Genomic DNA, 22,658 nt, shown 5'->3' with positions numbered 1-22,658 from the left:
CTCAATGGAGACTGTTGTAATGAGTTTTAAAAATTTTAAATGCGTACCAAAAATGATTTTCGGCCGTGGCTCATTCGTGCAACTTGATGTTGTACTAGGTCAAGAACGCAAAGAAGCTAACGATTTTGTGGTCTTTTTAGTTGATGATGTTCACCAAGGTAAGCCACTGGCTGACCGCGTCCCAACTAAAGCGCACGACTTACTGATTTACGTAAACGTAGATGAAGAGCCCACCACCGAACAAGTTGATGGATTAACGGCTCAAGTTAAAGCCTTCAACACGACATTGCCTGTAAGCGTAGTCGGTCTAGGTGGCGGTTCAACCATGGATTTAGCTAAAGCGGTATCGTTAATGCTAACTAACCCAGGCAGTTCTTCAGAATACCAAGGTTGGGATTTAATTAAAAATCCTGCTGTGCACCATATTGGTATTCCAACAGTCTCTGGTACGGGTGCTGAAGCATCACGTACAGCAGTATTGTGCGGCCCGGTGCGTAAACTCGGACTAAACTCGGACTACACTGTATTTGATCAAATCATTATGGACTCTGAACTTATTGCCGGAGTGCCTACTGATCAATGGTTCTATACTGGTATGGATTGCTTTATCCATTGTGTTGAATCATTACAGGGGACTTATTTAAATGAGTTCGCTAAAGCATTCGCTGAAAAATCGATGGATTTATGCCGTCAGGTGTTCTTAGACGACCACGCAGAAAAAGATGACAAGCTAATGATGGCATCTTATATGGGCGGTATGAGCATTGCTTATAGTCAAGTGGGGGCATGTCATGCGGTGTCTTACGGCTTAGGTTATGTGCTGGGCTATCATCACGGCATTGGTAACTGTTTAGCTTTTGATGTGTTAGAAGAATTCTACCCAGAAGGCGTAACTGAATTCCGTAAAATGATGAAAATTCATAACATCACTTTACCTAAAAACATCTGTAAAGACTTACCGAATGAGACTATCGCTAAGATGGTTGCTGTGACCAAGAGCATGGGCCCACTTTGGGACAACGTGTATGGTAAAGGCTGGGAAGAAAAAGTTACCGACGAAATGCTGACTAAGTTGTTCCGTCGTATATAATACACGATAGATTCAATCATAAAGGGCTCTTATGAGCCCTTTTATTTATTGTCTACACCATAATCACTACACAAATAGGTCATATTAATGAACGTTACTCTATTAATCCCGGCACGTTATGGTTCAAGCCGTTTCCCGGGCAAGCCGCTGGCCCCGATTAATGGTAAACCCATGATCCAACATGTTTACGAACGTGCTTCTTTAGCCAAAGGTGTCGATAATATTTATGTTGCCACTGATGATGACCGCATTAAACAGGCGGTAGAATCTTTTGGCGGTAAAGTTGTTATGACTAGCCCTGAAGCTGCTTCTGGAACCGATCGTATTAATGATGCTATTGAGCAACTCGGTCTTAGCGATGACGATTTAGTGATTAATTTACAAGGTGATCAGCCACTGATTGATCCTATCTCAATTGAGCAAATCATTAGCCTATTTGAACGTCATCCTGGTGAGTTTGAAATGGCGACGTTAGGATTTGAAATTGTCGATAAAAGAGAACTAGATGACCCAATGCACGTTAAAATGGTCTTTGATAATGACTATAATGCACTGTATTTCTCACGGGCTCGGATTCCTTTTGGCCGTGATACCAACGACTACCCTGTCTATAAGCACTTAGGTGTTTATGCTTACACAAAACGTTTTGTGAATGCCTTTTCTAAGTTACCTTTAGGTAGACTTGAAGATCTGGAAAAATTAGAGCAGCTTCGCGCTCTTGAATACGGCCATAAAATTAAAATTGCTATCAGCGCATTTGACTCACCAGAAGTTGATACCCCTGAAGATATTCGCAAATGCGAATTGCGCTTAGCTGTCGACTAACTAACATGTGTTAATCTAGTCTGAGTACTAAAGCAATAAGGCGATAAATACTAAGGTTAAACAGGAGTTTTCCATGAGTTTAGAAGGTTATGAAGTATGGCTAATTATTATTTTAGTCATCGGGATTATCGCGAGTAATATTGCAGTATTAAAATATTCAGCCAAATTTAAGATGCCTCAGTTTGGAGCACAAAAAGACAGCGCCGATAAAACTGCACCTAAAGACAGCTCACAACAAGCAACTGATAAACTTAATCAACAACCTTCTAGCGAAGACGATATAGACAGTAAAGATAAGCCCCTATAGTGCGAATACAATAACGTCATCTAAGCGCGGTTTTCCTGCACCGCATACTGCTATTTTCATCGTTGATCAGCACAGCGTACTTAGTCCATAAAAAAAGCTAACACCATAACGGGTTAGCTTTTTTTCTCACTAAATTGAGGATCTTCAGGGATTATTCACTGTCGAACGAGACTCGTTGTTGCTGTTGGTTATTGGGCCAGGCATTGATGACCGCTTTAACTAATGATGCCAGCGGTATTGCGAAGAACACGCCCCATACCCCCCATAAGCCACCGAAGACTAATACAGCCGCAATGATCATTACCGGATGTAAATCAACGGCATCAGAGAACAATAACGGTACCAAAACATTACCGTCCAACGCCTGAATAATGCCATAACCTAACATTAAATAACCAAATTCAGCACTAAAGCCCCATTGGAAAAATGCCACTAACGCAATCGGTAAGGTCACCAATGTTGCCCCGACATAAGGGATCAACACAGATAATCCGGTCAACACGCCAAGTAACGCAGAATAACTTAGTCCCATAATCGCAAAGAAAATATAACTGGCTACGCCAACAATAACAATTTCAATTACTTTGCCGCGAATATAGTTAAAAATTTGCTGATCCATTTCAAACCACACTTTTCGCGCTAAACCGCGGTTAGTGGGGAAAAATCGTTTACTACCATTTATCAAATAATCTTTATCTTTCAAAAAGAAAAATACCAACAATGGTACTAAAATGGCGTACACCATTAACACCAGTAATGACGCTGAATAACCAAGAATTTGTTTACCTAAATCAATAATATGCTGCGTATCGAGCATCTTTTTGATTTCTTCCATCATTGAATCAAGCTGCGGAGCACTGATAAATTGAGGGTAATCGGCACTAAATTCTCTAACCAGTAACATACCCTTATCGATCATAGAAGGTAAATCAGTTACCAATGACACCCCTTGGCGCCATATACTGGGCACTAAACCAAACATCAAAATAATCATTAAGCCTAAAAACACCACCAAGACGATTGATGCCGCCATCGTTCTGCTTATTCCCAATCGCGACATTTGTGCTACTGGCCATTCAAGTAAAAAGGCTAGTACCAAAGCAACGAGCAATGGCGCAAGCAGACCAGAACCAAAGTATAATGCCAAACCAATTCCCACAATGATAAACACTAAGGTGATGGCTTGCGGGTCACTAAAACGGGTTTTGCACCAATCAGTTAAAAATTCCAGCATTGAAGAACCTTATATATACAATTTCAATTTGTTTTGGTGATGATAAATGATAAACAGTGCGGTTGATCAGCAATGATTTCAATATCAAAACCCATTTTTTTTATCAACAAGGGAACATCTCGGCGTGAACCGGGGTCTGATAACAGTACATGTAATTTTTCATCTACATCCATGTGCCTCAGTAAAAGTTTTACTTTTACCAAAGGATAGGGACAAACATAAGGTGTTAAATCAATTAAAATCATTATCAACTTGCTTTAAACAATCTAGGGCTATTATCCTAGCTTGAACAATAAACCACAAGCAATGTAACTTAAGCAAACTTGTTGGTTAAGCTTAAATTTTCAATTCAATCATCATTAAAGGTTTCGCTTGAGCAAATTATCATTATCGACCTTTTCAAAAACACTGGCCGCGAGCGCAATTAGCGTACTATTTGCCGCCAGTATTGGCCACAGTTTTGCCAATAATGATCTTCCAGATCTGGGTACGGCTGCAGTTAATACCTTTAGTTTAGAAAAAGAAACCGTTTACGGTGACGCATACATGCGGGTTATTCGTTCTTCTGCCCCCGTATTAAGTGATCCGGTGCTAAGTCAGTATTTATCAGAACTGGGCAATAAGCTGGTTGCTAATGCTACCGGAGTCAAAACACCGTTTTATTTCTTTTTACTGCGCAATGATGAAATTAACGCATTTGCATTTTTCGGTGGTCATGTTGGCGTTCATACAGGCTTATTTTTAAATGCTGACAACGAAAGTGAATTGGCATCAGTACTTGCACACGAAATTACTCACGTAACTCAACGTCATCTTGCGCGCTCACTTGAAGCACAAGAGAAAAGTTCTACGGCTACGATTGTGGGTATGTTAGGCGCTATTTTATTAACCATAGCAGCCCCTCAAGCAGGTATGGCTGCACTAGCGACAACCCAAGCACTATCAACACAAGCAAAAATTAACTATACCCGCTCAAATGAGCAAGAGGCCGACCGTATTGGCATGCAAACTCTTGTTGATGCAGGGTTCGATCCCAATGCTGCCGCCACATTTTTCGGTCAGCTGGCTATTCGTTATCGTTTTACCACCACCCCACCACAAATGTTACTGACGCATCCATTACCAGAGTCTCGAATTACAGAAGCCCGTAACCGTGCGGCTCAATACGCTAAACGATATGTACCTAACAGCCTTAACTTTCAATTAGCCAAAGCGCGTATCCAAGTGCGTTTTTCAAGTTTAAGTGACGATGCGGCATTATCTTTATTTGAACAACAACTCAAAAAGAATGAATATACTTTTAAAGAGGCTGCTCTCTACGGCAAAGCGCTGGCACTTTTCCGTTTACAGAAATTTGATCAAGCTGAGGTCATCATTGATGACTTGCTTAAACAAGATGACAATAATTTGTTTTATATCGATACCAAAACAGATTTATTAGATCAGAAAAAAGACTATACAAATGCCATCGCATTATTAGAAGCGCAACGGAAAATAAAACCAACTTCACAGGTGATCAATACTAACTTAGCCAATATTTATGTGCAGGCTGATCAGCCCCAAAAAGCCATTCCGCTTTTAGAGGAACTGATATTTTTCGATAAGCAGAATATGCTGCCTTATCAAATTATGGCTGATGCGTACCGCAAGTTAGATAACAAAGCCCTCGAGTATTACAGTAATGCTGAATTTATGGCCTTATCAGCTAACTACAAGGGAGCGATTGACCAACTCAACTATGCTTATCGCTATTCAGATGGTAAAACCTTACAACTGGCAAGAATTGAAGCAAGAATAAGACAATTTAGACAAGCTGATAGGGAAATGGAGGCGTTAAAGTAGCCGCAATAATTTAACCTTACAAGCCATTCTTTGATAGAATGATGGCAAACAATAAATGAATTTATTGTTTGCCATTTTTTAATGACGGACTCTAAACATGACAACTGCAAAAACAATTATTTACCATAACCCGCGCTGCTCAAAAAGCCGTGAAACCTTAGCATTACTGCAGGCTAATAACGCCGATATCACAGTCGTTGAATATTTAAAGACGCCGCTATCCGCCACGGAAATACAGACCATATTACAGCTTCTGGGTTTAACGGCGCGCCAGCTAATGCGAACCAAAGAAGATGAATATAAAAGCCAATACTTAGCAGATGCATCCTTATCAGAAGCGCACCTTATTGCTGCTATGGTAGCAACACCTAAGTTAATTGAACGCCCAATTGTGCTAGCCAACAACAAAGCTGCTATTGGCCGTCCTCCTGAAAATGTTTTGTCTATTCTGTAACGAGTACCATAATGACTTCCCAAACCTTGTTTCAACTAAGCCGAATCGGTTACCTTGCGTTACTCCTACTGCTTAGCGGTTGGTTTATTCAACAAGGCATCAATGGCACCTATTCGCTAGGGTTCAGCTTAATATGGATTGTACCTTTATTATTTCCGCTAAAAGGTATTTTAACTGGTAATCCTTATACTTATGCATGGGCCAGCTTTATTCTGTGTGTGTATTTATTGCATGGCTTAACCCTGGCTTACATCACTACCGATGCGTTTGTATTTGCGGTGATTGAATCAGTACTGATTGGCATTCTATTAATCACTTTTCCATTTTATGCCCGCAAGCGAGGTAGAGAGCTAGGATTAGGGCTAAAGAAAAAGTCTGAGCAACAATAAACCACCTTCATTTTTGTTGTTTATCTAAGCGCTTTCGGGCGCTTTTTTGTTGATTGCATTTAAACAAGACAGCATGCTACATTTATTCGTTAACAAGATGTTGCATAGTGTGTTTTTTAATAACAACAAAATAATCATGGAGTGGTTTAATGACGTTATCGCGAAAATTAGGGCCCTACAGCCTTTTAGCCTGTGCCATGTTAGTTAGCGCATGCGGAGGAGATTCAAACAATAACGATCAAGGTACGCCTACCTCATCCGCTTTCGAAATTTGCAGTGAAAATATCACTTACTCTATTGCCGACACAAACTCTCAACTGACTTTTATTGTTGAACACCATTATGCCAAAGACAAACCCGGTAGCATTATTGCCAATCTCAATCAACAAGACAGTATTGGTAAAACATTTTTGTGGCAGCAGATTTCAGGACCAAGCCTTGAACTAACAGCAGTCAATAGCCAAGTTTTAGCATTCACACCGACAAGTAACCAAGATTACGCTTTTAAGGTGACTGTCTCTGGCGATAACATCAGTATTGAAGAAACGGTATCCATTACTGCCGATTCAGGTGACAATATTTTACGTATTAACAGCGATCATCAAATGGTCAATAGAACTGATGCGAGTTTACGTATACAGAATATTAACGGCCAAGTACCTGAAAATATTAGCTGGTGCATGTATCCTAGTGATAATAATAAAGCCTTTACTAACGTGGATTTAAGTGACATTACTAGGCCACTGTTTGTTGCGCCAAATGTCGATACCGATCAACTCTTCAGTCTTAAAGCCACAGCCTCATTTGATGGCCAAACGATCAGTGATGACGTCAATTTACTCGTAACCAAAGAAAAAGCGGCCCCAGCGGACGCCTACTTCAGTTACCCCGTTGCACGAACGCACGCTTACAAGCCTGACTCACCTTATGCTAACCAACTGGCCTCTTGTGTTTACTCGAATCAATTCGTTGAGCCATGCAATATTGTTAATGTGCTGCCCTTCATTAGCCAAGATGCTGAGCCAGACCCGATTGATACTATTATGGACAGAGTACTCGTTTCACACGACTGGATGGCAGCAAACTTTGAAGCCTATTTACGTGCACAAACTCACAATGATTTTGTAGAATTGCTGCAATCAGTGACTGCTATCGTCATCAGTTACGATATTAGACCGGCCTTTTATGCTGGTTATATAGGAGCAATATATTTAGACCCTGAATACCTGTGGCTAACTTCAGCACAGCGAGATACGATTAATGAAACGCCTGATTATCGTAGCAACTTTGGTGAAGAGCTTAATTATCTCTCGCCATATCGTTATGTCAAAAACAACGATTATGCTGGTCAATATATAGAAATAGGCAATCGTACTAACCGTACCATGGAGAATATGTCTTCTAATCTAGCCAGGCTCTTATATCACGAACTTGCTCATGCAAATGATTATTACCCACAAAGCATACATGCCAATATTCAAGGTCCAACCTTAAAAGAAGAATATCAACGTCGTTATGAGGCTAATGCGATGACCTCTGATCAACTCAACATCCGCTACCCATTAACCAGTACTGAGATGTATGGTCTTGCAAACGTTAATTACGCTGGCGAGTCAGCAAATAATACCCAAAAAGCTTATACACCAAGTGACGTCGCACAATTTTTTGCCAACGATCTTGCCAACGATGACTATGCTTATTCATCAACACGAGAAGATGCAGCGATGCTATTTGAAGAAGTGATGATGAGCCATCGATATGGTATTTTGCGTGATATCGCGATTACTGACAAACCAGAAGTTGCCACAAGTTCAACCATTGTGGTTGAATGGGGTCAGCGCGGCCGTATCGGCCAACCTGAGTTATATGATCGTGCTAGCTATGTTGTGAGCCAAATGTTACCTGCAATAGGGGTAACACAAGTGATGGATGGTTTGCCCGCACCTGTAGCGTTAATTAAAGGTCTGAGTTGGGCACAAAATTTAGTGCTAACAACTGATCCATCAAAATCATCACAGAAAGTCTCATCTCAAGCTGAACAAAATGCTGTTGACTCTCGACCATTACAATTTAGTGGCAATGATCATCTGCAGCAATAAGTTATTAACTCACTAAACAAAAACGCCAAATGAATTCATTTGGCGTTTTTGTTTATCTAATAGGATAGACTGACAACGATAATTTTTATAAGGAATTATAGCCTAAGCATCTCTTTTATAAAGGGAATAGTCAGTTTTCGCTGATGTACCATAGAGGCTTTATCGAGTTTATCGAGCACATCAAACAAGGTGCGTAAATCACGAGCCATACGTGTGAGTAAAAAACGCCCTACTTCATCAGATAACTGCAAGCCACGCATTGCCGCACGGCGTTGTAATGCAAGCAGTTTTTCATCATCAGCCATAGGTTGCAGTTGATATATGAGTCCCCACTGCATTCGAGAAACCAAATCGGGCAGTAAAAAACCCGTTTCTGAAGGTGAGGCTTTACCGCTCACAATCAAACGACAATCTTGTTGCTCTGCAATACGATTATACAAATGAAAAATGGCTTCTTCCCATACAGGGTGACCCGCTATCGCTTCAACATCGTCAATACAAATCAAGTCAAGCGATTCTAGGCCCTCAAACAAGGCCGGAGAAATACTTGCGTGAATGCCAAGTGGGATATACAAAGTACGGCGGTCTAAGTCGTTAGCATGTGCGCAAGCAGCATGCATTAAATGTGTTCTGCCTGACTTTTCGGGACCATAAAGATATAAAGAAGAAGCCAAGGATCCCTCAGCACTGGCTTGAAGTTTTTGGATCAACTCGTCATTACCCGAAGCGGGGTAATAACTCTGAAAAGTTTCATCGTCAGGTAAATAAACGGGTAAAGATAATTGTCTTGGTGAGTTTTGTGTCACTCAGATAGGTCTCAAAATCATAAACGAACTAACATCATTATACCTGAGTGAGTCCATTATGCGAATATAGGCAATAAGCCTCAACATAAAGATGCCTCAGATACAGCATTTCACGCTATACGATAAAGCAGTATAGCGCACCGATTGATCATACTTATTGACCCAACCATTGATAAATCAACTTAGGTTTAGTGTTGTCAGTAGTTGACTCATAAAATGAATCGACACTGCCCACAGTATCTAATTGTGATAAGCGGCTATCAATATTAAGCAACCGCTGCAAATCATCTAAATTACTAAACAAGTCAATAGTATAAGTGGCAGAATCGCCCTTAAACTGGCTTAATGTTATCGACTTAACGGCACTAAGCTGACGAAGGTAACGTTCAACATTCACCACTTGAGTCATATTATTTAATCCGGTAAATCTGACTTGTGTTGTAAGGTCACCGCCTGTAGAAGCAATAGCATATTGACTAATATAATAATCCGCCAGAATACTCATCATACTTTTGGTTGCTTGTTGATAATCGGTGGCATCACCTTGTTGAGAAATTAAAGCCACCAACACACCATTAGTTCTGTTTTTATCGAATAACTTAATGCTGTAATGTAGGTTGCTACCTTGGGTATCAATATTGGCAACAGCAAAGTAATCAGCTTGGTAACGGGTTGATGCTTTGGCTAATACATCGGTAAACATACCACGCACATCAGTAATGCTCACTTGCATAACATCATCTAAATCCATAATAGGCAACAATAATGGAATGCCTTTATTATTAGACTCTTGGGCTAAATCAGTACGTATATCTGTGGCCGAATCATCAGCTAAAATAGTTTGCTGATTATTTTCATCAACGGATATCCACAACAAGGTTAATGGCCGCTGGCTCCCCCAAACAGGTAAACCGGCTTCGCGTAATGTTGAAATCACCCGCTGATGGTCAAAACTGGCTTTGAGCATCAACTCACCATTTGACTCATAATAACCATATTGAGTCAAAATGACCTCAGGAGCATTAATTTGAGCTTTAACTAGGGGGTGAAGCACCACACTAGGTAAACCAGAATTTTTCAAGAAAACAGCAGCTAATGCCTCTTTTAGCGCATTATCTTTAACATCATTTGCACGTGAACTCACCGCAATATCGGCTTCATCTAACTTGCCGACTTCAGCAGCATACACAGTCGCAATAGAGGTTAATGCAATTATCGGTAACACAATGAGATTAATTAGTTTTTTCAGCATCAGATAACATAAACGCAGCAAATATAAGTGAACAAATTATATCATAATAAAATTCTATCGAGTAATGGATAACGAAAACTCTTTTTTACTACTGCCAAATTGACCCTATATTGTAGCCATATCAAATAACATTAATCGCTACAGCGTCCTCAAAGTTGTTATGCATATGATAGCTTTTATGTGACAATTCGCGCCGTTTGAGCACACGCTAACTTTCTAAATACTGATGGAGAACAATATGAAACGCGTGTTAATTCCGCTACAGGGCGCACAAATGTTATTTGTCGCTTTTGGTGCGCTTGTACTAATGCCGTTATTGACGGGTTTAGATACCAGTGTCGCCTTATTTACAGCCGGTTTCGGTACCCTTCTGTTTCAATTAGTCACTAAACGCCAAGTTCCTGTATTTCTCGCTTCTTCCTTTGCCTTTATCGCCCCCATTTTATATGGCGTGCAAACATGGGGTATTCCAGCCACCATGGGTGGTTTAATGGCTGCTGGCGCAGTTTACATGCTACTTGGGCTAACGGTAAAACTGCGCGGCACAGGATTTATTCATACCCTGTTACCCCCTGTGGTTGTCGGCCCAGTAATTATGATCATCGGTTTAGGCTTAGCGCCAGTCGCTGTCAATATGGCATTAGGTAAAAGTGGTGATGGTAGCTTAGTCATCGTTGAGCCCAATATTGCCCTAATAATTTCTCTTTCAGCCTTAACGACTACCATAATCGTGGCGATTTTTGCTAAAGGATTAGTTCGTTTAATGCCTATTCTGGCCGGTATTTTAGTCGGCTATGGCACTAGCTTAGCCTTTGGTGTTGTTGATTTTACGCCCGTAAGTGAAGCCGCTTGGTTAGCTATGCCAAACTTTGTTGCCCCAGAGTTTAACTGGCAAGCTATTTTATTTATGATCCCAGTGGCCATTGCGCCTGCCGTTGAACACATTGGTGATATTTTGGCTATTTCAAATGTGACAGGTAAAGATTATTTTAAAAAGCCTGGCTTACATCGCACCCTGACTGGTGACGGTATTGCCACGATTGCTGCAGCAGCATTGGGTGGTCCACCTAACACCACATACAGTGAAGTAACTGGCGCGGTGACACTCACTAAAAGTTTTGACCCTCGCATTATGACGTGGACAGCGATTACCGCAATTACCTTAGCTTTTGTTGGCAAACTGGGCGCCATGATGCAAACAATTCCCGTTCCCGTCATGGGTGGCATAATGTGCCTACTCTTTGGCTCAATTGCCGCAGTGGGATTAAACACCCTAATTCGTCATCAAGTCGATTTGTCTGAACCCCGTAATCTCAGTATTGTTGGGGTAACGTTAGTGTTCGGTATTGGTGGCATGGCATTTGGCATTGGCTCATTTAGCTTAACCGGTATCAGCTTATGCGGGATTGTGGCTATTTTGATGAACTTGATTTTACCAGCGATAAAAAAGCCACCAACTGAGGCATAACCTCTTTAACATAGAAGCTGCTTAATCAGTAAGGCGCTATAAAAAAGCCCCAATCGCAAATTGCGATTGGGGCTTTTTAATCAGTGCATTAAACACTCAATCAATACTCATTACTCTGCAGCGTCTTCGGTGCGGAATTTATCAGCAGTCGCTTTAATGATTGGCTGAAGTTCACCTTTTTGGAACATTTCAGTGATGATGTCACAACCACCAATCAACTCGCCTTCAACCCATAGCTGTGGGAATGTTGGCCAGTTAGCAAATTTTGGTAGTTCAGCACGAATATCTGGGTGCTGTAAAATATCTACGAAGGCAAATTGTTCACCACAATTGATCATCACTTGAGCAACTTGAGATGAAAATCCACAGCTTGGTAGCTTAGGTGAACCTTTCATGTACACAATAATTGGGTTTTCGCTAATTTGCTGTTTAATCTTTTCTACAGTTTCCATTGGATTTCCTAAGTACGACGAATGAACACATAACGACTATTGTACGACACCTAGACAAAGAACAAAATGCCACAGTTTGTAGGGTTTATCTAAAATCCATTAAATAGCTACAGCAATCCAGATAATTCCCAAACAATGATTCACATCACAAAAATAATCAGTACAATAGAAGTAGAGCAATGTTACCTGATTGGTAAACAAAACGATAACCTGAATCCATGGAGAGATACTAATGGCTTTCGAACTACCAGCTTTACCTTATGCAAAGAACGCACTTGAACCACACATTTCTCAAGAAACCATTGAGTTCCATTATGGTAAGCATCACAACACTTACGTGGTAAAACTAAACGGTTTAGTTGAAGGAACTGAATTTGCTAACAAGACGCTAGAAGAAGTTGTTAAAACTTCAACTGGTGGTATGTTCAACAACGCCGCTCAAGTTTGGAACCACACTTTTTACTGGAACTGTTTAGCGCCTAACGCTGGCGGTGAAGCAACTGGCGATATCGCTGCTGCTATCAATGCATCTTTTGGTTCTTTTGAAGAATTCAAAGCTAAATTTACCGATTCTGCAGTCAACAACTTCGGTAGTGCTTGGACTTGGTTAGTTAAAAAAGCTGACGGTTCATTAGCCATTGTTAACACCAGTAATGCTGCTACACCGTTAACAGATGAATCAGTGACTATTTTATTAACTGTAGACGTATGGGAACATGCTTACTACGTTGATTACCGTAACGCACGTCCAGAGTATTTAGCGCACTTCTGGCAACTTGTTAACTGGGAATTTGTTAACAAGAACTTTGCTGCTTAATCTTCATTAGCTGCAAAAAACTAAAGGAGCCTTTTGGCTCCTTTTTTTAAATCTTTTCTTGCCACAAAGTATGACTCACATCACACTTCTATTTTTGCAACTATTGCAAATGCTACTGTTTGTCTTTGTTTTTATTTAATTTATTTTCCATTAAAACTTCGCCAAGTCATTTACCCTGTCCTACACTTTACTCGTAAAGCCTAATATTGCGCTAATTGGTCCAGTAATATAGTCAAACCATTGCGTTAGCCACAGAGGCGTTTTACGTAATACAACTGCATGTTTTGAGGGGGTTATTATGGGTATTTTTGAGCATTATCAACAACGATATCAACAAAAACGCGACGAAGAATATACCTTGGAGCAATTTCTTGATATTTGTAAACAAGACAAAAGTGCCTATGTATCTGCTGCCGAACGCTTATTAATGGCCATTGGTGAACCACAGATTATCGACACAGCAAAAAATCCTGTCTTAAGCCGTATTTTTTCTAATCGTGTTATTGCAAGCTATCCAGCATTCAAAGACTTTTATGGTATGGAGGACGCGATTGAACAGATTGTGGCTTATTTAAAGCATTCTGCTCAAGGCTTAGAAGAATCAAAACAAATTTTGTATCTTCTCGGTCCTGTTGGTGGCGGTAAATCGTCCATTGCCGAAAAACTCAAGGTACTTATGCAGCATGTGCCTATTTACATACTAAGTGCTGATGGGGTTCGTAGTCCGGTTAACGACCATCCTTTTTGCTTGTTTGATCCCGAAGAAGACAGTCAGTTACTGAACAATGAATACCAGATCCCCAGTCGTTATATCAAAACAATCATGTCTCCATGGGCAGTAAAACGTTTACACCAATACGGTGGCGATATTTCAAAGTTCAAAGTAGTAAAAGTGTATCCATCGGTGCTAGACCAAATCGGCATTGCTAAAACAGAACCCGGTGATGAAAACAACCAAGATATTTCAGCTTTAGTCGGTAAAGTCGATATTCGTCAATTAGAGCATTTCTCACAAGATGATGCTGATGCCTATGCCTACTCAGGTGCATTATGCAGAGCAAACCAAGGCTTAATGGAATTTGTCGAAATGTTTAAGGCACCAATTAAGGTATTACATCCATTATTGACTGCAACCCAGGAAGGTAATTACAACAGTACAGAGGGCTTATCAGCACTACCGTACAACGGCATTATTTTAGCCCATTCGAATGAATCAGAATGGTCAACGTTTAGAAATAATAAAAACAATGAAGCATTTTTAGATCGCGTCTATATCGTCAAAGTGCCCTACTGCTTGAGGGTTTCTGAAGAAATGGCGATCTACCAAAAACTTTTAGCCAATTCAGAATTATCAAACGCATCTTGTGCCCCAGGCACCTTAGAAACCTTGGCACAATTTAGTGTGCTCTCTCGCTTAAAAGCACCGGATAACTCATCTATTTATTCCAAGATGCGTGTATACAACGGTGAAAGCTTAAAAGATACCGACCCAAAAGCAAAGTCCTACCAAGAATACCGTGACTACGCTGGCGTAGATGAAGGAATGCAAGGACTATCCACCCGCTTTGCCTTTAAAATTCTATCTAGAGTGTTTAACTTTGACAGTGCAGAAATAGCCGCAAATCCAGTGCACTTATTTTATGTACTCGAAAAACAAATTGAACAAGAACAATTTCCGAATGAAGTAAGTGAAAAATATTTAGAGTTCCTTAAAGGTTATTTAATCCCTAAGTATGTTGAATTTATTGGCAAGGAAATACAAACCGCTTACCTTGAGTCCTATTCAGAATACGGCCAAAATATTTTTGACCGCTATGTTACTTATGCCGATTTTTGGATTCAAGATCAAGAATATCGAGATCCCGAAACAGGACAGCTGTTCGATCGTGGGGCACTCAATGCAGAACTGGAAAAAATAGAAAAACCTGCTGGAATTAGTAATCCAAAAGACTTCCGTAATGAGATTGTTAACTTTGTTCTGCGAGCTCGCGCCAACAATGAAGGCAATAATCCTTTGTGGACCAGTTATGAAAAATTACGCGTTGTGATAGAGAAAAAAATGTTTTCTAACACTGAGGATTTACTGCCAGTGATTTCATTTAACGGCAAAACATCCAATGACGATCAGCGTAAGCATGACGATTTTGTTAATCGTATGATGGAAAAAGGCTACACCAAAAAACAAGTCAGATTATTGTCAGAATGGTATTTACGAGTGCGCAAATCATCGTAAAACGCCAGGTTGGCAGAGTCAGCCCTTGTTGACTTTGCCATGAATTAGACTTGGGAGAGGCGTATGGCAAATTTTATTGATAGACGACTCAATGCAAAAGGAAAAAGCACCGTCAATCGGCAGCGTTTTATTGAGCGCTATAAAAAACAAATCAAAAAAGCTGTCGGAGAAGCAGTCACTCGTCGCAGTGTTACTGATATTGATAAAGGTGAACAGATTAGCATTCCGACTCGAGACCTTAGTGAACCAGTTTTCAGACAAGGTCAAGGTGGCAGAAGGGACAGAGTACACCCTGGGAATGATCAATTTAATCGCGGTGACCAAGTTCAACGACCTAAATCTGGCCAAGGCGGTTCTGGGCAAGGTGATGCATCAAATAGCGGTGACGGTGATGATGATTTTGTATTTACGATCTCAAAAGACGAATATCTAGAGTTACTGTTCGACGATCTCGAACTGCCTAATTTACAAAAAAATCAGCTAAATAAATTAGTTGAATATCAAACCTATCGTGCGGGATTTACCAATGATGGCGTGCCCGCTAACATTAATATTGTCAGATCGTTGCGTTCATCTTTGGCGAGACGAATTGCCATGAGCGGTGGCAAAAAGAAAGCGCTACAGGCATTGGAAGCCGAACTTGTCATGCTGGAGGACACGCCAGGTGCTCAAGCAGAAAGAATTTTAGCCATAAAGGAACAGATATTATTACTCAAGCAGCAAATCGCAAAAGTACCTTTTATCGATACTTTTGATTTGCGCTTTAACAACTATGCCAAACGTGAAATCCCTTCTAGCCAAGCGGTAATGTTTTGTCTGATGGATGTATCTGGATCAATGGATCAAGAAACCAAAGATATGGCTAAGCGTTTCTATATATTACTTTACCTCTTCCTGACGCGCAGTTATCAAAATCTTGAGGTGGTGTATATTCGCCATCATACACAGGCTAAAGAAGTCGACGAACATGAGTTTTTTTACTCACAAGAAACTGGCGGGACTATCGTATCAAGTGCATTAAAGCTAATGCATGAAATACAGCAAGCACGCTACCCAGAAAATGAATGGAATATTTATGCCGCTCAAGCCTCTGACGGTGATAATTGGGCCGATGACTCGCCTGCCTGCTATGACATTTTAGCAAAACATATTTTGCCAAAGGTTCGCTATTTTAGTTACATAGAAATAACCCATCGCGCTCATCAGACGTTATGGCACCAATATGAGAAACTGCAACAGCAATTTGACAACATTGCAGTACAGAATATTACCCACGTAGAAGACATATACCCAGTATTTCGTGAACTCTTTAAAAAACAAGCTATGTAGGGGGTGATCATGGTGAATATAAAACGTAGCCCATTAGATGATGGACCCGAGTGGACATTTGACTTACTGCAACAATATCAACATGAAATTGAAAATGCAGCGACATTTTTTAAACTTGAAACTTACCCAAATCAAATTGAAATTATTACTGCTGAACAAATGATGGATGCCTATGCTGGCATTGGTATGCCCATTGGTTATACCCACTGGTCATTTGGCAAGCGATTTATCCAAACAGAGCAAGGCTATAAGCGTGGCCAGATGGGCTTGGCATACGAAATTGTGATTAATTCAAACCCATGTATTGCCTATTTAATGGAAGAAAATACCATTACCATGCAAGCATTAGTCATGGCGCACGCTTGTTATGGTCATAATAGTTTTTTTAAAAATAACTATTTATTCGATACTTGGACCGATGCCAGCTCGATTATCGATTATTTAGTCTTTGCTAAAAATTATATCCGCGAATGTGAGTTACGTTATGGGGTTGAACAAGTTGAGTTAATTCTCGACTCTTGTCATGCATTGATGAATTACGGTGTTGACCGCTATAAACGTCCAGCAGAAGTGTCACTGAAGCAAGAGCAAGAAAAACAGCAGCAACGTGAAGATTATTTACAGAGCCAAGTCAATGACTTGTGGCGAACTCTGCCAACATCACCACAAAAAGAAACGCCAGAAACAAGTACTATTTTCCCAAGTGAGCCCCAAGAAAACATTTTATATTTTATTGAAAAAAATGCCCCATTACTGGCTTCATGGCAACGTGAATTAGTCCGAATTGTTCGTAAAATGGCGCAATATTTTTATCCACAAAAACAAACTCAAGTGATGAATGAAGGTTGGGCGACATTTTGGCATTACACCATACTCAATCATTTATACGATAATGGTAAAGTCACTGACCGTTTTATGATGGAGTTTTTGCAAAATCATACTGCTGTGGTTGCGCAACCTGCCTACAATAGCCCTTACTATAATGGCATAAACCCTTATGCCTTAGGTTTTGCAATGTTTGTCGATATAAAACGAATTTGCCAAACACCAACCGATGAAGATAAAAAGTGGTTTCCCGACATTGCCGGCAGCGATTGGCTTGAAACGGTTCACTTTGCGATGAAGCACTTTAAAGATGAGAGTTTTATTAGCCAATATTTATCACCAAAAGTGATCCGTGATTTTAAATTATTTGCTATTTTAGATGATGAAAAACGTAGCCAACTTTCCATTTCGGCCATTCATGATGAACAAGGTTATCAAGATATCCGCAACACTCTGTCACAACAATATAATTTATCCAATATAGAACCCAATATTCAGGTGCAACAAGTGCAAGTGAATGGCGATCGTTCTATCACCTTACGCTACATCCCCTATGACAGCATCCCACTTGCAGATAACCATCAAGAGATGTTGAAGCATTTACATCGGCTATGGGGTTTCAATGTCAGCTTAGAGCAAGTAGACGATGTAGATATTGTGAGGGTATTATCAAGCTGTCCTGAAGCGACAGCATAAAAAAAGCCAATCGACTTGATTGGCTTTTCAAATTGAGATTCAATATCCGAGGTAAATAAATCGGTATTCTCATTTAACGATAAATGCTCAACTCATCACTGTAAATTAAGTATTATCATGGCCCATTTCAGCAGGCAGGTCATCACGCAGCTTTTGCCACATTTTGCCACTTTCAATACCATTGGCTCGCATCAATGCTGGTACATCAATATAATTTTTAGCTTGGGCGAGTTTTTCCAGCTTAAGATAAAAGCTTAGGGTTAATTCACGGGCTTCTTGGCTGGAAAAATAATAACGACCCACACGATTATAAAGGCCTTTAAAGCCATTTAAAATCAATACATATAATGGGTTACCCGATGCAAATGCTAATGTGTGATGCAACTTATAATCAAATGCAGCATAGGCTTCAGCGTTATTTTCTAAACTGTGAATGTCGGCCAAGACTTCAACCACTTTTTCAGGATTGTGGCGAATGGATGCACGAAAATAAATGTTGCTTACGTTACCACGAGCAGCCATGAGTTGATCGACGAGTAATGGAAAACCATCAGGGTTCAAATCAGCAATGGTTTCTAAAATATTTAAACTAGAGGTTTCCCAAAAGTTGTTCACTTGGGTAGGTTTACCATGCTGAATTTTCAACCAACCATCTCGAGCAAGACGCTGCAGAACTTCTCTTAACGTCGTACGAGTGACACCGATAAGTTCTGAGAGCTCACGTTCCGCAGGTAAAATTGATCCGGGTGGAAATTTATTTTCCCAAATGGAACGAACAATATATTTCTCGGCAAAACTCGCTGGCCCTTTGGCATTGATGATCATCAGCCTTCATATCCTATTGCTAAACAATGGCGAAACTATTGCACTGATCATACCAGAGCGGTGGAAAATAAAAACCATTGTTTATTCAGGACGCTCATTACGACTATTTTTTAACCTACTATGAGCCATTACAACTTCAATAATCAGATACTATTCACATTAAATTACTAAAATCATAAACCTATAGCAATTTTATCGATAAAATAACACAAGTTTAGTATATACTCATGTAGCTAGCTTGTTGATGTAATGTAGTATTTTTGGGAGCAAATAACGACATTACAATTCAATTTTGTTTGAGCTACACTAGCAGCGAAAATACAAGAGCCATATCGAGTTTGCCGCATAATTATGTAGGCTAACACATTGTTTGCTATATCAAGACACTATAATTTCACAACAATAAATAGACGGTAATGTTCAATTTGCCTCGATAGGTTATTTGGCGCAAATTAATGAAAAGTTGATATCCATCAAGTTTTTAATATGAAGTTGCTTCTATTCTCCCAGTTCTGTTGAAAATAATAATGTGTTGCTAGCATCAAAAATGGTACCAATACTGTAACAATCACAATATCGGAGAGGCTGCTATGCAGGCAACCAAAAGTCAGGCGCTGTTTGTTAACTTTTTAGGTAATTCACCTAAATGGTACAAATACGCAATTTTGGCATTTTTAGTCATCAACCCCCTGCTCTTTTTCTATGTAAATCCTTTTGTCGCTGGATGGGTGCTAGTGGTGGAATTTATTTTCACTTTAGCTATGGCATTAAAATGTTATCCACTGCAACCGGGTGGTCTTTTAGCCATTCAAGCCGTCATCATAGGAATGACTTCGCCCTCACAAGTGCTACATGAAATAGAAGCTAATTTAGAAGTATTGCTCTTATTGGTATTTATGGTCGCTGGTATTTACTTTATGAAACAGCTATTGCTGTTTGTATTTACCAAAATGATCACTAAAGTACGCTCAAAAATTATCGTGTCTTTGATGTTTTGTACTGCATCAGCTTTTTTATCAGCCTTCTTAGATGCCTTAACCGTGATTGCGGTGATCATTGCTGTTGCCGTCGGTTTTTACTCTATCTACCACAAAGTCGCATCGGGTAAGAGTTTTAGTGATAGTAACGGTCACGACCATACGTCTGAGTCTAGCGGACAATTAAATGATGACGAATTAGAATCGTTTCGGGCATTTTTACGTAATTTATTAATGCACTCAGGTATCGGTACTGCACTGGGTGGCGTATGTACTATGGTGGGTGAACCGCAAAACTTAATCATTGCGGCGCAGGCCCATTGGCAATTTGGTGAGTTTTTCTTACGTATGGCACCAGTGACTATGCCAGTATTGATTGCTGGTATATTAACGTGTTTTCTTGTCGAGAAATTCAAAGTATTTGGTTATGGAGCCCAATTACCAGATGCGGTTCATAGGATCTTATCTGATTACGCTGCTCATGAAGACTCACACAGAACCAACCAAGATAAAATGAAACTCGTCGTTCAGGCTCTTATTGGTGTGTGGTTAATTGCCGGTTTAGCACTTCATTTAGCTTCTGTTGGCTTGATTGGATTATCTGTCATCATCTTAGCTACAGCATTTAATGGCATCACAGACGAACATTCATTAGGTAAAGCATTCGAAGAAGCGTTGCCTTTCACTGCGTTACTTGCTGTATTTTTTGCCATCGTAGGTGTCATCATTGATCAAGATTTATTCGCTCCAGTGATCCAATGGGCATTGAGTTATGAAGGCAATATGCAGTTAGTTATTTTCTACATTGCTAACGGCTTACTGTCTATGGTGAGTGATAACGTGTTTGTGGGTACAGTCTACATTAATGAAGTAAAATCTGCGTTAATGAGTGGCCAAATTACTCGAGACCAATTTGACTTACTAGCTGTAGCAATTAATACCGGTACTAACCTACCTTCGGTTGCGACACCAAACGGTCAAGCGGCATTCTTATTCTTGTTAACATCTGCTATTGCGCCACTTATTCGCTTGTCTTATGGCCGCATGGTGTGGATGGCACTACCCTATACTATCGTGCTATCGATTGTGGGGGTAATGGCGATTGAGGCAGGTTTCTTAACCGACATGACTAACACATTATATGAGAGCCAATTAATTATTCACCACTCAGCTAAAGACTTAAGTGGCGCGGCAATGGGACATTAATTACATCAGCTTAATGGACTTAGCTGATAAATTATTTTAAAGTCACTATAGTTTGTTTAAACACCCTCATTTGAGGGTGTTTTTTTATCTCTTCGCACACTTAGGAATCCGACATTGTCACCATTACAGCAGTTTAGTCATAGCCGTCTTTCTTGGGGTTTATTGTTATTCTCCGCCATAGGACTAGAGTTGGCGGCACTCTTTTTTCAATATGGAATGGATCTCGCTCCGTGTGTGATGTGTATTTACATTCGTGTAGCGGTATTGGGTCTTATATTGACTGGGCTTGTGGGTATACTACAACCCAAAGTGTGGTTTTTACGTTTGGTCGGAATCGTTAGCTGGGGAGTATCAGCTATTTGGGGATTTAAATTAGCATATGAGCTAAACCAGATGCAAGTTAATCCATCACCATTTGAAACGTGTTCCTTTTATCCTGAGTTCCCAAGCTTTATGCCGTTAGACACTTGGTTACCTTCCGTCTTTTCACCGACAGGCATGTGTAGCGACTCACCTTGGTCATGGTTGTCTGTCAGTATGGCGCAGTGGATGATGGTTGGATTTGCTGTTTACGGTTTGATTTGGTTAATCGTCTTGTTACCAGCACTTAAACCGACTAATAAGAGTCAGTAATTTATGCCTTAGAGTCATTCCATTGCACTAGATTAAGTATTGTTGATTAAAAATCGGCTCGAATAACAGGCCAAATAAAGGGCTGAATAAGCGATGAATGCTTAATATTGAGGCGGACGCGCCTGATAAAATAGCGATTTGAATAATACATGCGGATTAAACTTTAGCAAGTTTATCAATAGAAGTAGACTCGAACTATTTTTATACGCTAACCGCACATGCTAGCTAGTGAACAAATTGATTCGAGTGTCTTATCTATTCAACTCTTTTATGCAGCGACAACTTGCTTAGCTTTACGCAGTGGATGTAAACGATTATGCATCACTTTTATGATATCAAATTGTGCTAATGATTTATTTTCAGATAGCTGACAGTATTGTGACAAAATCATCACAGTTGCTGCTTGTAAGCCATTTGCAATAACTAATGCCAATACTTTAGAGTAACCGCAGTTGAGCTGAAACAACTTACCCACATCACAATAAACACACTCATCACTGACGTCAAAAAACCAAGATTTAGGCATTTGTGATTGTAATAAAAAATGCGCGGCAGTTGCGTTCAGTGCAGTTTGTACAATACCTGCATCGGAGATATGCAACACTTTAGGAAGGGTTTCGAGCATTTTAATGTAAAATTTGGCGTGTTCAAGGTTAAATTCAGCTGCCTTAAGAGCATCTGGAATTAACAATTTTGTCTTATATGGCGTTAAGAACTCCATCTCAGAACCCAACGAAATACTTAATTGCTTCAAGCTTTCATTGTATTCCCAATGCCAGTCCTTATTTGGCATTAATAACATGACTATTTACACCTAAATATTGAACACGCGTATATATTAGATGATTTTTCACTCAATATCAAAATTTAATTATAAATTATAACATAAATTTCAGAGT

Annotated in this window: 21 protein-coding genes; 14 read left to right on the top strand and 7 right to left on the bottom strand. The window is 40.0% G+C overall.

Features of this window, described 5'->3' with window-relative positions; genetic code table 11:
* The first annotated feature begins 19 nt into the window (after positions 1-19).
* The 3 genes from kdnB (at position 20) to H5123_RS04650 (ending at position 2,222) form a co-directional block, all read left to right on the top strand.
* A complete protein-coding gene (kdnB, locus tag H5123_RS04660) occupies positions 20-1,090 on the top strand; it encodes a 3-deoxy-alpha-D-manno-octulosonate 8-oxidase KdnB (RefSeq protein ID WP_182697171.1) in 1,071 nt (356 codons plus the stop codon).
* Positions 1,091-1,177: 87 nt separating this feature from the next.
* Positions 1,178-1,915: an 8-amino-3,8-dideoxy-manno-octulosonate cytidylyltransferase KdsB gene (gene kdsB, locus H5123_RS04655; RefSeq protein WP_182697170.1), complete on the top strand. Its 738-nt coding sequence runs from the start codon at positions 1,178-1,180 to the stop codon at positions 1,913-1,915.
* A 73-nt stretch (positions 1,916-1,988) separates the two neighbouring features.
* Positions 1,989-2,222 carry a DUF2897 family protein gene (locus tag H5123_RS04650; protein WP_182697169.1) on the top strand — a complete coding sequence of 78 codons (234 nt, stop codon included), beginning with the start codon at positions 1,989-1,991 and terminating at the stop codon, positions 2,220-2,222.
* 151 nt (positions 2,223-2,373) lie between these two features.
* Here H5123_RS04650 and H5123_RS04645 read toward each other — a convergent pair whose 3' ends face one another.
* Both H5123_RS04645 and H5123_RS04640 read right to left on the bottom strand, forming a co-directional pair.
* Entirely contained in the window at positions 2,374-3,456 is a 1,083-nt protein-coding gene (locus H5123_RS04645; protein ID WP_124015919.1) for an AI-2E family transporter, read from the bottom strand.
* A 23-nt stretch (positions 3,457-3,479) separates the two neighbouring features.
* Positions 3,480-3,701 (bottom strand): sulfurtransferase TusA family protein, encoded by a 222-nt coding sequence (locus H5123_RS04640; RefSeq protein WP_124015918.1) that lies wholly within the window; start codon positions 3,699-3,701, stop codon positions 3,480-3,482.
* A gap of 163 nt (positions 3,702-3,864) precedes the next feature.
* On the opposite strand from H5123_RS04640, the gene H5123_RS04635 reads away from it, so the two are divergent.
* The 4 genes from H5123_RS04635 to H5123_RS04620 all read left to right on the top strand — a co-directional run bounded on the left by H5123_RS04635 (position 3,865) and on the right by H5123_RS04620 (position 8,240).
* Complete coding sequence (locus H5123_RS04635; RefSeq protein WP_259395590.1) at positions 3,865-5,298, top strand: M48 family metalloprotease; 1,434 nt, start codon at positions 3,865-3,867, stop codon at positions 5,296-5,298.
* A gap of 97 nt (positions 5,299-5,395) precedes the next feature.
* Positions 5,396-5,752: an arsenate reductase (glutaredoxin) gene (gene arsC / locus H5123_RS04630; protein ID WP_182697167.1), complete on the top strand. Its 357-nt coding sequence runs from the start codon at positions 5,396-5,398 to the stop codon at positions 5,750-5,752.
* A gap of 11 nt (positions 5,753-5,763) precedes the next feature.
* The gene (locus tag H5123_RS04625) at positions 5,764-6,141 is read left to right on the top strand and encodes a DUF2069 domain-containing protein (protein WP_124015915.1); all 378 of its coding nucleotides are present in this window, start codon (positions 5,764-5,766) and stop codon (positions 6,139-6,141) included.
* A 149-nt stretch (positions 6,142-6,290) separates the two neighbouring features.
* A complete protein-coding gene (locus H5123_RS04620; protein WP_182697166.1) occupies positions 6,291-8,240 on the top strand; it encodes a hypothetical protein in 1,950 nt (649 codons plus the stop codon).
* A gap of 95 nt (positions 8,241-8,335) precedes the next feature.
* Here H5123_RS04620 and hda read toward each other — a convergent pair whose 3' ends face one another.
* On the bottom strand, positions 8,336-9,046 hold the full coding sequence (hda, locus tag H5123_RS04615; RefSeq protein ID WP_124015913.1) for a DnaA inactivator Hda: 711 nt from the start codon (positions 9,044-9,046) through the stop codon (positions 8,336-8,338).
* A 154-nt stretch (positions 9,047-9,200) separates the two neighbouring features.
* Complete coding sequence (locus tag H5123_RS04610; protein WP_182697165.1) at positions 9,201-10,298, bottom strand: DUF2066 domain-containing protein; 1,098 nt, start codon at positions 10,296-10,298, stop codon at positions 9,201-9,203.
* Between the two features lie 238 nt (positions 10,299-10,536).
* On the opposite strand from H5123_RS04610, the gene H5123_RS04605 reads away from it, so the two are divergent.
* Positions 10,537-11,766: a uracil-xanthine permease family protein gene (locus H5123_RS04605; RefSeq protein ID WP_124015911.1), complete on the top strand. Its 1,230-nt coding sequence runs from the start codon at positions 10,537-10,539 to the stop codon at positions 11,764-11,766.
* Positions 11,767-11,876: 110 nt separating this feature from the next.
* Here the strand turns inward: H5123_RS04605 and grxD are convergent, their stop codons facing one another.
* Entirely contained in the window at positions 11,877-12,218 is a 342-nt protein-coding gene (gene grxD, locus H5123_RS04600) for a Grx4 family monothiol glutaredoxin (RefSeq protein WP_011637214.1), read from the bottom strand.
* Positions 12,219-12,450: 232 nt separating this feature from the next.
* Here grxD and sodB point away from each other — a divergent pair, with 232 nt between their 5' ends.
* The 4 genes from sodB to H5123_RS04580 all read left to right on the top strand — a co-directional run bounded on the left by sodB (position 12,451) and on the right by H5123_RS04580 (position 18,118).
* Positions 12,451-13,035, top strand: a complete 585-nt coding sequence (gene sodB / locus H5123_RS04595; protein WP_124015910.1) for a superoxide dismutase [Fe] — start codon at positions 12,451-12,453, stop codon at positions 13,033-13,035.
* 298 nt (positions 13,036-13,333) lie between these two features.
* Complete coding sequence (locus H5123_RS04590; RefSeq protein ID WP_124015909.1) at positions 13,334-15,268, top strand: PrkA family serine protein kinase; 1,935 nt, start codon at positions 13,334-13,336, stop codon at positions 15,266-15,268.
* Positions 15,269-15,331: 63 nt separating this feature from the next.
* The gene (locus H5123_RS04585) at positions 15,332-16,597 is read left to right on the top strand and encodes a YeaH/YhbH family protein (RefSeq protein WP_182697164.1); all 1,266 of its coding nucleotides are present in this window, start codon (positions 15,332-15,334) and stop codon (positions 16,595-16,597) included.
* Positions 16,598-16,606: 9 nt separating this feature from the next.
* Positions 16,607-18,118 carry a SpoVR family protein gene (locus tag H5123_RS04580; RefSeq protein WP_182697163.1) on the top strand — a complete coding sequence of 504 codons (1,512 nt, stop codon included), beginning with the start codon at positions 16,607-16,609 and terminating at the stop codon, positions 18,116-18,118.
* A gap of 105 nt (positions 18,119-18,223) precedes the next feature.
* Here H5123_RS04580 and fadR read toward each other — a convergent pair whose 3' ends face one another.
* Positions 18,224-18,943, bottom strand: coding sequence for a fatty acid metabolism transcriptional regulator FadR (gene fadR, locus H5123_RS04575; RefSeq protein WP_124015906.1), 720 nt, complete (start codon positions 18,941-18,943; stop codon positions 18,224-18,226).
* 590 nt (positions 18,944-19,533) lie between these two features.
* On the opposite strand from fadR, the gene nhaB reads away from it, so the two are divergent.
* Positions 19,534-21,126: a sodium/proton antiporter NhaB gene (gene nhaB / locus H5123_RS04570; RefSeq protein ID WP_182697162.1), complete on the top strand. Its 1,593-nt coding sequence runs from the start codon at positions 19,534-19,536 to the stop codon at positions 21,124-21,126.
* A 114-nt stretch (positions 21,127-21,240) separates the two neighbouring features.
* A complete protein-coding gene (dsbB, locus tag H5123_RS04565) occupies positions 21,241-21,759 on the top strand; it encodes a disulfide bond formation protein DsbB (RefSeq protein WP_182697161.1) in 519 nt (172 codons plus the stop codon).
* A gap of 268 nt (positions 21,760-22,027) precedes the next feature.
* On the opposite strand, the gene H5123_RS04560 is transcribed toward dsbB, so the two are convergent.
* Entirely contained in the window at positions 22,028-22,561 is a 534-nt protein-coding gene (locus tag H5123_RS04560; RefSeq protein ID WP_124015903.1) for a cell division protein ZapC, read from the bottom strand.
* Positions 22,562-22,658 lie beyond the last annotated feature (97 nt).

The organism is Shewanella sp. SR43-4, from assembly GCF_014163845.1.
In the GTDB taxonomy this organism is placed as follows: domain Bacteria; phylum Pseudomonadota; class Gammaproteobacteria; order Enterobacterales; family Shewanellaceae; genus Shewanella; species Shewanella vesiculosa.
Note: the sequence above shows the minus strand (reverse complement) of the source record. Positions and strands in the feature narration are given on the sequence as shown.

Coding starts and splice junctions, on each gene's coding strand:
- kdnB (WP_182697171.1), top strand. CDS start 20: ATGAGTTTTAAAAATTTTAAATGCGTACCAAAAATGATTTTCGGCCGT.
- H5123_RS04580 (WP_182697163.1), top strand. CDS start 16,607: ATGGTGAATATAAAACGTAGCCCATTAGATGATGGACCCGAGTGGACA.
- H5123_RS04560 (WP_124015903.1), bottom strand. CDS start 22,561: ATGTTATTAATGCCAAATAAGGACTGGCATTGGGAATACAATGAAAGC.
- H5123_RS04625 (WP_124015915.1), top strand. CDS start 5,764: ATGACTTCCCAAACCTTGTTTCAACTAAGCCGAATCGGTTACCTTGCG.
- sodB (WP_124015910.1), top strand. CDS start 12,451: ATGGCTTTCGAACTACCAGCTTTACCTTATGCAAAGAACGCACTTGAA.
- H5123_RS04645 (WP_124015919.1), bottom strand. CDS start 3,456: ATGCTGGAATTTTTAACTGATTGGTGCAAAACCCGTTTTAGTGACCCG.
- H5123_RS04620 (WP_182697166.1), top strand. CDS start 6,291: ATGACGTTATCGCGAAAATTAGGGCCCTACAGCCTTTTAGCCTGTGCC.
- H5123_RS04605 (WP_124015911.1), top strand. CDS start 10,537: ATGAAACGCGTGTTAATTCCGCTACAGGGCGCACAAATGTTATTTGTC.
- H5123_RS04610 (WP_182697165.1), bottom strand. CDS start 10,298: ATGCTGAAAAAACTAATTAATCTCATTGTGTTACCGATAATTGCATTA.
- arsC (WP_182697167.1), top strand. CDS start 5,396: ATGACAACTGCAAAAACAATTATTTACCATAACCCGCGCTGCTCAAAA.
- H5123_RS04640 (WP_124015918.1), bottom strand. CDS start 3,701: ATGATTTTAATTGATTTAACACCTTATGTTTGTCCCTATCCTTTGGTA.
- H5123_RS04590 (WP_124015909.1), top strand. CDS start 13,334: ATGGGTATTTTTGAGCATTATCAACAACGATATCAACAAAAACGCGAC.
- fadR (WP_124015906.1), bottom strand. CDS start 18,943: ATGATCATCAATGCCAAAGGGCCAGCGAGTTTTGCCGAGAAATATATT.
- grxD (WP_011637214.1), bottom strand. CDS start 12,218: ATGGAAACTGTAGAAAAGATTAAACAGCAAATTAGCGAAAACCCAATT.
- kdsB (WP_182697170.1), top strand. CDS start 1,178: ATGAACGTTACTCTATTAATCCCGGCACGTTATGGTTCAAGCCGTTTC.
- H5123_RS04650 (WP_182697169.1), top strand. CDS start 1,989: ATGAGTTTAGAAGGTTATGAAGTATGGCTAATTATTATTTTAGTCATC.
- H5123_RS04585 (WP_182697164.1), top strand. CDS start 15,332: ATGGCAAATTTTATTGATAGACGACTCAATGCAAAAGGAAAAAGCACC.
- nhaB (WP_182697162.1), top strand. CDS start 19,534: ATGCAGGCAACCAAAAGTCAGGCGCTGTTTGTTAACTTTTTAGGTAAT.